The organism is Pantoea phytostimulans (genome assembly GCF_046118715.1).
GTDB classification, from domain to species: domain Bacteria; phylum Pseudomonadota; class Gammaproteobacteria; order Enterobacterales; family Enterobacteriaceae; genus Pantoea; species Pantoea phytostimulans.
The window spans coordinates 1,167,302-1,177,833 of record NZ_CP173698.1; the positions used below are offsets into that span (position 1 = coordinate 1,167,302).

Sequence of the window (10,532 nt, forward strand, 5' to 3'; positions counted from 1 at the left end):
GTTACCCCTTACGAAACATTTTCAGCATGCGTTGAGTGACGGTAAAGCCACCAAAAATATTGATGCTGGCGATCAGCACCGCAATAAAGGAAATAAACGTAACCCATCCACCGTGCCCCATTTGCAGCACCGCTCCCACCACGATAATGCCGGAAATGGCGTTGGTGACTGACATTAGCGGTGTATGAAGCGCATGGCTGACATTCCACACCACGTAATAACCCACCACGCAGGAGAGCGCGAAGACGGTGAAGTGCGACAGGAATTCACTCGGTGCTACGTTTGCCAGACAAGCGAACAGCACGATAGCCAGCGCAATCAGCAGGTATTTACGTGTTGGAGAAGCGGGTTTTGCCTCCGCTTTTTTCAGCGGTTGAGCAGCGGGTGCCGCTTTAGGCGCAGCAGAAACCTGAATCGGCGGAGCTGGCCAGGTCACTTCTCCCTCGCGAATCACAGTAACGCCACGTACCACAACGTCATCAAAGTCGACAGCGATCTCGCCGTTTTTCTCTTTGCATAACAGTTTGATCAGGTTAAGCAGATTGGTGCCATAAAGCTGGGACGACTGCGTAGGTAAACGGCTTGGCAGATCGGTGTAACCGATGATTTTCACGCCATTAGGCGTCACAGTAACCTGATCGGCAACGGTTAACGCGCAGTTACCGCCAGTTTGTGCCGCCAAATCAACGATGACGCTGCCCGGTTTCATGCTGGCAACCATCTCTTCGGTGATCAGTTTGGGGGCCGGTTTGCCGGGAATCAACGCGGTGGTAACAATAATGTCAACATCCTGCGCCTGGCTGGCAAACAGCGCCATTTCAGCCTTGATAAAGGCTTCTGACATGACTTTGGCATAGCCATCACCGCTGCCCGCTTCCTCTTCGAAATCGAGCTCGAGAAATTCGGCACCCATGCTCTGTACTTGCTCTTTTACTTCAGGGCGAGTATCAAAGGCACGCACGATAGCGCCCAAACTGCCTGCCGCACCAATTGCCGCAAGTCCAGCTACGCCAGCGCCAATTACCATGACTTTAGCGGGAGGAACTTTACCCGCTGCCGTGATTTGACCGGTAAAAAAGCGGCCAAACTCATGGGCGGCTTCAACAATGGCTCGGTAACCCGCAATGTTTGCCATTGAGCTCAGTGCATCAAGCGACTGCGCGCGTGAAATGCGCGGCACTGAATCCATCGCCATGACAGTTACATTGCGCGCCGCCAGTTTTTCCAGCAGATCGGGATTTTGCGCTGGCCAAATAAAACTCACTAAGGTGCTGCCTTCACGCGCCAGTAAAATCTCTGCATCATCAGGTGCGTTCACTTTAAGGACGATGTCAGATTGCCACACCTGCTGGCTGTCAGTCAGTGTCGCGCCGGCGCGACGATAACTTTCGTCATCAAAGCTTGCACGCTTACCGGCGTCATGCTCGACAGTGACGCTAAAACCCAGCTTAATCAGTTGTTCAACGGTTTTCGGCGTGGCAGCCACGCGCGATTCGTTTAACAACCGCTCTTTGGGAATTCCAATTAACATAATGTTCCCTTTTATCGGTTAAAGGATGATCGCCTGTTACCTGCATGACAGTACAACGCCTGAAACACGGTTTCAGGCGCTTATAAATGAAATGCATTTGTTTCGAAGTATTTATAACCTACTGAAAATATGTCTGCCGATCTACACTCATAACGCATACTTATGACATTCACACAATTATTCAGTCTCAGAGAATAAATCCCGTGCTTTAACACTGCTAATCGACTCTTAAATAAAATTATCTGCTAAGCAAAATCGTGTCATGACGCACATCGCATCGACAAAAACCGTTATTTAACAATATATTAACTGTTACAACGTTAAGCCTTACCACTTAAACAGGTTAATTGACGCTGATCGCAGCCATAATATCTTTTCGTCATAGATGAATGAAAAAAAGAGTCTTCATTAACGAGATATGCCGCAAAAAATGGCTGCGACAGCCTGTTTATAACATGCAATAATCAGCGGCTAATCTGTTATACATCAAGAGTCCAGCACGTTTTCGTACTCATTTTTGCGTAAGGCGAAGGATCATTTTTATGAAGCTGAAGAACACCATTCTGGCGACGACCTTGTTATCTCTGTTAGCAGCTAACGCATATGCTGCGCAGGAACTGACGCCGGAAAAAGCGGCCGCGTTGAAGCCATTCGAACGTATTAATATCACCGGCCGTTTCAACGCGATTGGCGACGCTGCCGACGCGGTGTCAAAGCGCGCAGATGAGATGGGCGCCACCTCTTATTACATTCAGGGCATCAATGACAGCAACGGAAACAGCGGCAACTGGCGCGTGACAGCCGATCTCTACAAAGCCGATGCCGCTAATGCAGACAGTGACAAACATCAATACCGTAGCTTCAATGGCGTGAAAGAATTGCCAAAAAATGAAGCCTTCATGCTTGAACCTTTCGATACCGTATCAGCCAGCGGTTTCTTTGCCAGCCAGCCGGATGTCAATGACGCCATCTCTAAAGCAGCCAAAGAGAAAGGTGCAGCCTCCTTCTTTATCGTGCGCCAGATTGATGCCAACAACGGCGGTAATCAATACGTTACGGCTTACGTTTATAAAGCGGATGCCAAAGCGCGCAAGGTGCAAAGTCCTAACCTGATCCCAGCCAATTCCGAAGCCGGTAAAGCGGCTATCGCTGCGGGCGGCGCGGCAGCGAAGAATGTCGAGATTCCTAATGTTGCGTCTTCAGAAACACCAAGCAACAATGTTGGACGCTTCTTCGAAACACAAAGCTCCACCGGTAAACGTTACACGGTAAATTTGGCAAACGGTAAATCAGTTCAGGAAGTCAACGCCATTACCGCTGCGCAGATGCAGCCATTTGATACCGTGACCTTCACCGGGCATTTTGGATCGCCTACCGAAATTTCTGAAGAAGTCGCTAAACGTGCAGCCGATAAAGGCGCTAAGTTCTATCACGTGACGCGTCAATGGCAGAACCAAAGTGGCGGTAACCTGACTGTTACCGCAGACATCTTTAAGTAAGATTCTCAGGGCGGCGCCCGCCGCCCTGTTATTTGCATAATCCCTGCCCGCTTTTGCATATTCACGCATTGCCATCTCATTCAGCACTCCGTAAAATCTTCCGCCTGCTTTTCAGGGTATTTCATCGTTCCTGTCGCTTAAGCTACGATATAAATTCGATAAATGCCGTTTTACCCAGCCACTTATGCTAGCAGGAAGGATGTTTTGGAGAAAAAATTAGGTCTTAGTGCCTTAACGGCGTTGGTGCTCAGTTCTATGCTGGGTGCAGGCGTGTTCAGCTTGCCGCAGAACATGGCGGCCGTAGCCGGTCCGGCGGCGTTGCTGATTGGCTGGTTGATCACGGGCGTAGGGATTATTTTTCTGTCGTTGGCTATGTTGATGCTTACGCGTCTCAAACCCGAGCTAGATGGCGGCATATTCACCTATGCGCGAGCAGGATTTGGCGAACTCATGGGGTTTTGCTCGGCGTGGGGATATTGGCTTTGCGCGGTTATCGCCAACGTCTCTTATCTGGTGATCGTTTTTTCCGCGTTGAGCTTCTTCACCGACACACCCGATCACACTGTTTTTGGCGATGGCAATACCTGGCAAGCGATGTTGGGGGCGTCCGTTTTGCTCTGGCTGGTGCATTGTCTGGTGCTTCGTGGCGTACAAACCGCAGCCAGCATCAATCTTTTAGCCACTTTAGGTAAACTGATCCCCCTTTTGCTGTTCATTGTCCTGGCGGTGATGGCGTTCAATTACGACCGATTCCACTTTGATTTTTCCGGCGTCACGCTTGGCCAACCGCTGTGGGAACAGATCAAGCAAACCATGCTGATCACCTTATGGGTTTTCATCGGGGTTGAAGGCGCAGTGGTTGTTTCCTCTCGGGCACGCAATAAAAAAGATGTAGGCCGTGCAACCTTGCTGGCGGTGCTTGCCGCGTTATTGGTCTATTTACTGGTGACGTTGCTTTCATTAGGCGTTGTGCCGCGAGCAGAACTGGCAGAAATGCGTAATCCTTCCATGGCGGGTCTGATGACGCATTTAATGGGAAATTGGGGTGATGCAGTGATTGCTGCCGGATTGATTGTGTCCGTCTGTGGCGCTTATCTGAGCTGGACGATAATGGCAGCAGAAGTTCCCTTTATCGCTGCGCAGCAAGGCGCGTTTCCGCGCAGTATTGCACGTCAAAACAGCCGCAACGCCCCATCAGCCTCGCTTTGGCTGACCAACGGGAGCGTTCAGGTTTGCCTGATCCTTATTGCCCTGACAAAGGCTGATTATAATACGCTGCTTAATATCGCCTCAGAAATGATTCTGGTGCCCTATCTGCTAGTGGGTTTGTATCTGATTAAAGTGGTGCGAGGAAAAGGTCAACCGCTGCCAATGGCTATCGGCATCGGTGCCAGCACTTATGGCATTTGGCTGCTTTATGCCTCTGGTCCCCTGCATCTACTGATGTCAGTGGTGCTTTATGCGCCGGGTCTGCTGCTGTTTCTGTTTGCCCGTCGTGGCGGGCGAAGCGATATTGCGCTTACGTCGCTTGAGCGCGTAGCAATGGGATTGTTGATTGCTGCCACGTTGCCCGCAATGTGGCAGCTAACGAATTAATGTGATTGTTCGGGAATGGAGACACACAGCAGGTCAACCTGCTGTGTTAAATCGACCGGCTTGCGGTATTCCTGCTGGATGCTGTCGAGCTGCTGCTCGGAGAGCGGATAAGGAAGCTGGATATCAAAGCGGTTAATGTGCTGCTGTTCAGCAAGGGTGATCAAACGTGCGATGTTAATTTCGTCGCTGACCTGAGTTGAAATGATTTGTAATGCTAATTCTTTCAGGTGCTCGTCAGTGGCCTGTAAACTGTGCGCAGATTTGCGTGTCACCATGCCGAAGATCGGCAGCACGCCATAAATGGCATCAACAAAACTCCAACGTTTCTTGCAAGATGCGGAAAGAAAATCACTGTAATTGAAGCAGATGCGGTCACTGTATATGGCTGATGCCAGCTCTTTATCAGACACACTCACGCTCCTCATGTTTATCGTTACGGTTCCGAAACTTGCGCAAAAAACGCAGGGCTAATGATGGCACATTTTGCGGGTTCTATACCAGTAACATAAGGATATTTCGTGCGGTCGCGTAGAGCTCAGGACCAGGAAAAGTTATGCTGCATTCCATACTTACATGCCTTGTTAGTAAAATATGAACAGAATCGTTTACGTTGAAGATGAACCTGAAGTGGGATCACTGATTGCCGCTTATCTGGGACGTCATGATATTGAGGTCATTGTAGAAACGCGCGGGGATCGTGCCGAGGCAACCATTGCCCAGGAACAACCGGATCTGGTGATGCTGGATATCATGTTGCCGGGCAAAGATGGCATGACAATTTGCCGTGATTTGCGTGCAAATTGGCAAGGTCCCATTGTGTTGCTGACGTCGCTCGACAGCGACATGAACCACATCCTGGCGCTTGAGATGGGCGCGCATGATTACATCCTTAAAACCACGCCCCCGGCTGTTTTACTGGCTCGATTGCGTCTGCATTTGCGTCAGTCACAGCAAAGTCAGCCTGGCGAAGCCCCTGCGATCATCGCACCGCATAAAATGCTGCGTTTCGGCTCGCTAACCATCGACGCACTCAATCGCCAGGTGACGCTGTTCGATGAGCAGATCGCCCTTTCCACCGCTGATTTTGAGCTGTTGTGGTTTTTAGCCAACCATGCCGGACAGATCCTCAACCGCGATGCGCTGCTGAAAACCTTACGCGGCGTAAGCTACGATGGCTTGGATCGCAGTATTGATGTCGCCATTTCGCGCCTGCGCAAAAAGCTGCATGACAGTGCAACCGAACCTTTTCGCATAAAAACCATTCGTAACAAAGGCTATCTTTTTGCGCCGCAGGCGTGGGATACCCGTTCAGTATGAGAAAGCTTTTTATCCAGTTTTATCTGCTGCTGTTTGTCTGCTTTCTGGTGATGACGTTGCTGGTGGGATTGGTCTACAAATTCACCGCTGAACGTGCCGGGCGACAATCAATGAATGACTTGATGGCCAGCTCGCTCTATTTAATCCGCAGCGAACTGCGTGAAATTCCACCACGCGACTGGAATAAAACCGTTAAAAGTCTCGATCTCGGTTTGTCGTTTGATCTGCATATTGAACCGATGAGTAAATATCAGCTTGATGAGATCGATATGCGGCGCCTGCACGCGGGTGAAATCGTCGCCCTCGACGATCAATATACTTTCTTGCAGCATATCCCGCGCAGCCATTACGTTTTATCTGTCGGCCCCATTCCCTATCTGTTCTACCTTCATCAAATGCGGCTGTTGGACATCGCACTGCTGGTGTTCATCGGCATGTCGCTGGCGCTACCGGTCTTCATCTGGATGCGTCCGCACTGGAAAGAGATGCAGCGCTTAGAAAAAGCAGCGCAACGATTTGGCCGAGGAGAACTGGATGTCCGTACCCATTTTGACAGCACCTCCAGCCTGTTTCGCTTAGGTATTGCCTTTAATCAGATGGCCGAAAACATCAATACGCTGGTGGCCAGCAAGAAGCAGCTGATTGATGGCATTGCCCATGAATTGCGCACGCCATTGGTGCGGCTGCGCTATCGGCTCGAGATGAGCGATAACCTAACGGAAGCGGAGCTAGCGGCATTGAATCGTGATATCGGCCAGCTTGAAAGCTTAATTGAAGAGCTGCTGACCTATGCGAGACTCGATCGTCCGCGTGTCGATTTAAATCTTAAATCATTGGATCTGGCCAATTGGTTGCGCGAGCGGCTTGATGATTTCCGCGCGATTAATCCTCACACGCAAATCGATCTGGATTTACCTCAACGAGAAAATTACGGCGTTTCAGATACTCGATTAATGGAGCGTGTACTGGACAATTTGGTCAACAATGCGCTGCGCTATGCGCAGCAGCGGCTGCGTATCAGCTTGTGGTTTGACGGTTCGCTGGGCTTTTTACAGGTTGAAGATGATGGCCCCGGCATTCCCCTTGAGGAGCGCGAACGGGTGTTTGAACCTTTTGTTCGTCTTGATCCCAGCCGCGACCGCGCCACTGGCGGCTGCGGGCTGGGTCTGGCGATTGTCTATTCTATCGCTCAAGCGTTAAGCGGCAATGTCGCCATTGAAAGCAGCCCGCTCGGCGGTGCCAGCGTTCGCTTTTGCTGGCCGGTTGATCTACCCTTGCGGGACATTCCGCTGCGTTAAAACTTCCACAAGGAGCCCTACGTGTCCTCAGCGTATCAACAACTTAGCGCCATCTTTCAGCGTCTTTCTCGTTTCAGCCATCTTTCTGCCATTGCCGGTTGCGATATGCAAACCACCATGCCGCCGGGCGGCAGTCGTGCGCGCGGTGAAGCACTGGCCGAAATGAGCGTATTACAGCATGAAATTTTAACCGACAAACGCGTCGGTGATTTAATTCAGGAAGCAGAGCAGCAGTCGCTGAACGACGTTGATCGCGCTAATTTACTGGAAATACGCCGCGCTTATCAGCAAGCCACACTCTTGCCCGCCTCGCTGGTTGAAGCAAAATCGATTGCCGGTTCACATTGTGAACATGCATGGCGTCAGCAGCGTCCCGCTAACGACTGGAAAGGCTTCTCTGCCAACCTGAAAGAAGTGGTTCGCTTAAGCCGCGAAGAAGCCCAACTGCGTGCCGATGCCAACGGCAGCTCGCGCTACGATGCGCTACTGGATGTCTTCGAGCCAGGCATGACCAGCGCTAAACTCGACAGCACATTTGGTGAGCTTAAAACCTGGTTACCGGACCTCCTCCAGCAAGTGGTGGAGAAGCAGTCGCAGCAGGAGATTATCCATCCGAAAGGCCCTTTCCCCGTTAACGCGCAACGCGAACTGGGTCTGGATATCATGAAAGTGCTGGGTTTCGATTTTAATCATGGTCGTCTTGACGTCAGCGCCCATCCATTTTGCGGTGGTGTGCCGGAAGATGTACGCATCACCACGCGTTATAACGAGAATGAATTCCTCAGCGCCATGATGGGCGTCATCCATGAAACCGGCCACGCGCGTTACGAGCAAAACTTACCGCAGCAGTGGCGTGGTCAGCCGGTAGCGCTCGCACGTTCCACTGCCATTCACGAATCGCAAAGTCTGTTCATGGAAATGCAGTTGGGCCGCAGCCGCGAATTTCTGCAGCGCATGTTGCCGCAGGTAAAGATACAGATGGGTGACCAGCCCGCACTGCAGTCTGATAACTTTGTTCGTTTAACACAGCAGGTGAAGCCGGGATATATTCGCGTAGATGCCGATGAGCTGAGCTATCCAGCACACGTGGTGCTGCGTTACGAAATCGAACGAGCGCTGATCGAAGGCGAGATTGAAGTTGACGATATTCCTGCCTTATGGGATGAGAAAATGCAGCAGTCGCTGGGCATTGATACCCGCGGCAACTATCGCGACGGCTGCATGCAAGATATTCACTGGACCGACGGCGCATTCGGCTACTTCCCGACCTACACCCTGGGTGCGATGTACGCGGCGCAGCTGTTCCAGGCGGTGAAAAAAGCGATTCCGCAGTTAAGTGAGCTGATTCGTGAAGGGGATTTGCAGCCGGTATTTAACTGGCTACAACAGAATATCTGGCAGCACGGCAGCCGTTTTTCAACCGAGCAACTGCTGTTGAACGCCACTGGCGAAGCCCTTAATCCACACTATTTCCGTCAGCATCTTGAACAACGTTATCTGCACAACTAAGCTTTCGGCGGTCGTTTGGCCGCCCTCTTTTCTCATTGCCTTCCTCGCTTCGTACAATCCGTTACACGCCGATACCAATCACCCACGGAAGCCGTGACGGGTTTTGCATATAGTCTTTTCACCGGCCCCGCAGTGGGCTACACATGAAAAAATCGTCCGAGGAATTTTGCAATGAAAAAATTATTTGCGCTGGTGATCGCCGCTGCTATGGGTATCTCTTCTGTTGCTTTCGCTGCTGAAACAACAGCTGCGCCAGCTGCTGCTGCCACCACAACCACCACCGCAGCGCCAGCAAAAACTGTGCATAAAACTGCACACAAGAAACATCACAAAGCGGCTGCCCAGAAAGCGCAGGCTGCTAAAAAAGTTCATCACAAAAAAGTGGCGAAGAAAGATGCCGCTCAAAAAGCACAGGCCGCTAAGAAAGTTCACCACAAGAAAGCGATGAAGAAAGATGCGGCTCAGAAAGCGCAGGCTGCTAAGAAAGTTCATCACAAAAAAGCTGTGAAGAAAGCCGCTCCGCAGAAAGCGCAGGCTGCTAAAAAAGTTCATCACAAAAAAGTTGTGAAAGCTGCTGCTAAAAAATAAGGCTTAGTCCTGAAGCGTGAATGATTAAAAGCACCCGGTTTTGCCGGGTGTTTGTTTAATGGAGTGGCTGAAATGGTGCATCGCTATCGCTTCGAAATTATATTGATTGTGATGATCCTGTGCGGCGTAGTCGCAGCCTGCTTTTTTATTTAGTCGTTGTAGTGTGCTGATAATCCCAATAAAACTCCCTTTTTAACCGCTCACCGACTATAGTTATCGCTCAAGCGTGATGACCTTATCCTCTACTTATTCTCGCCATTGAGAGAACTATGCGCCTGGCTATCTTGTTACTTGTTGGATTATTCAGTTTTAACACCGTTGTACATGCCGATGAAGATGATGACGCGCCCAATCCTGACGAGATCAAGACGCTGTTCTTTGGTAAAGATCACCGTAAAGCGATCAGCGATATCACCGCTGTACCTTGGGATGCCATCGGTCAACTTGAAACCGAGAGCGGCAACCTGTGCACGGCTACGCTGATTTCACCCCATCTGGCGTTAACTGCTGGTCACTGTTTGTTAACCCCGCCCGGTAATTTTGATAAACCGGTGGCGCTGCGTTTTATGGCCAGCGATAAAGGCTGGCGCTATGAAATCCACGATATTGATGCGCGCGTTGAACCTTCACTGGCTAAACGTTTGAAGGCTGATGGCGAAGGATGGATCGTCCCGAGCAATGCGGCTCCGCTTGATTACGGCTTAGTGATTCTGCGTAATCCGCCCTCGGCTATTACACCTATTCCGCTGTTTGAAGGCTCGCGCAGCGATCTTACTGCCGCGTTGAAACAAGCCGATCGTAAAGTGACACAAGCGGGATACCCGGAAGATCACCTTGATACGCTCTACTCGCACAGCGACTGTGTGATTACGGGCTGGGCGCAGCGCGCGGTGCTATCACATCAATGTGATACGCTGCCCGGCGATAGCGGATCGCCTCTGTTACTGAATGGTGATAAAGGCTGGCAATTGATAGCGGTGCAGAGTTCAGCCCCGGCGGCTAAAGATCGTTATCTGGCGGATAATCGCGCCATTTCCGTGACGTCGTTCCGCGATAAACTGGAAGCACTGGCGCAGTAAACGTTTGGCAAAAGCGCATGTGACAGCAATAACCGACACGCGTTGATAAGGCTTCAATCCATATTTAGCCTCGCCCGCCACATCCTTGTGGCCGAGGCTTTATGACTTATTACGC

General features: G+C 50.9%; 9 protein-coding genes. 7 read left to right on the forward strand and 2 right to left on the reverse strand.

Annotated elements, in window-relative coordinates; all coding sequences use genetic code 11:
• Position 1 precedes the first annotated feature (1 nt).
• Positions 2–1,531, reverse strand: coding sequence for a Re/Si-specific NAD(P)(+) transhydrogenase subunit alpha (gene pntA / locus ACF2G4_RS05545; protein ID WP_243077882.1), 1,530 nt, complete (start codon positions 1,529–1,531; stop codon positions 2–4).
• 542 nt (positions 1,532–2,073) lie between these two features.
• On the opposite strand from pntA, the gene ydgH reads away from it, so the two are divergent.
• Together ydgH and ACF2G4_RS05555 are read left to right on the forward strand one after the other, a co-directional pair.
• Positions 2,074–3,030: a DUF1471 family protein YdgH gene (gene ydgH / locus ACF2G4_RS05550; protein WP_215846763.1), complete on the forward strand. Its 957-nt coding sequence runs from the start codon at positions 2,074–2,076 to the stop codon at positions 3,028–3,030.
• A 204-nt stretch (positions 3,031–3,234) separates the two neighbouring features.
• Entirely contained in the window at positions 3,235–4,626 is a 1,392-nt protein-coding gene (locus ACF2G4_RS05555; RefSeq protein WP_243077881.1) for an amino acid permease, read from the forward strand.
• Here ACF2G4_RS05555 and ACF2G4_RS05560 read toward each other — a convergent pair.
• Positions 4,623–5,036 (reverse strand): hypothetical protein, encoded by a 414-nt coding sequence (locus ACF2G4_RS05560; protein ID WP_215846761.1) that lies wholly within the window; start codon positions 5,034–5,036, stop codon positions 4,623–4,625. The two genes, ACF2G4_RS05555 and ACF2G4_RS05560, sit on opposite strands and share 4 nt — an antisense overlap.
• 181 nt (positions 5,037–5,217) lie before the next feature.
• Between ACF2G4_RS05560 and rstA the strand changes: the two genes are divergently transcribed.
• The 5 genes from rstA (at position 5,218) to ACF2G4_RS05585 (ending at position 10,417) form a co-directional block, all read left to right on the forward strand.
• Positions 5,218–5,943, forward strand: coding sequence for a two-component system response regulator RstA (rstA, locus tag ACF2G4_RS05565; protein ID WP_409075670.1), 726 nt, complete (start codon positions 5,218–5,220; stop codon positions 5,941–5,943).
• Positions 5,940–7,241, forward strand: a complete 1,302-nt coding sequence (gene rstB, locus ACF2G4_RS05570; RefSeq protein ID WP_243077880.1) for a two-component system sensor histidine kinase RstB — start codon at positions 5,940–5,942, stop codon at positions 7,239–7,241. Before rstA ends, rstB begins: the two co-directional genes overlap by 4 nt.
• Positions 7,242–7,262: 21 nt before the next feature.
• Entirely contained in the window at positions 7,263–8,750 is a 1,488-nt protein-coding gene (locus ACF2G4_RS05575) for a carboxypeptidase M32 (protein ID WP_243077879.1), read from the forward strand.
• 171 nt (positions 8,751–8,921) lie between these two features.
• Positions 8,922–9,338, forward strand: coding sequence for an acid resistance repetitive basic protein Asr (asr, locus tag ACF2G4_RS05580; RefSeq protein ID WP_215846757.1), 417 nt, complete (start codon positions 8,922–8,924; stop codon positions 9,336–9,338).
• A 269-nt stretch (positions 9,339–9,607) separates the two neighbouring features.
• Positions 9,608–10,417, forward strand: a complete 810-nt coding sequence (locus ACF2G4_RS05585; protein ID WP_243077877.1) for a serine protease — start codon at positions 9,608–9,610, stop codon at positions 10,415–10,417.
• The last annotated feature ends 115 nt before the right edge of the window (positions 10,418–10,532 follow it).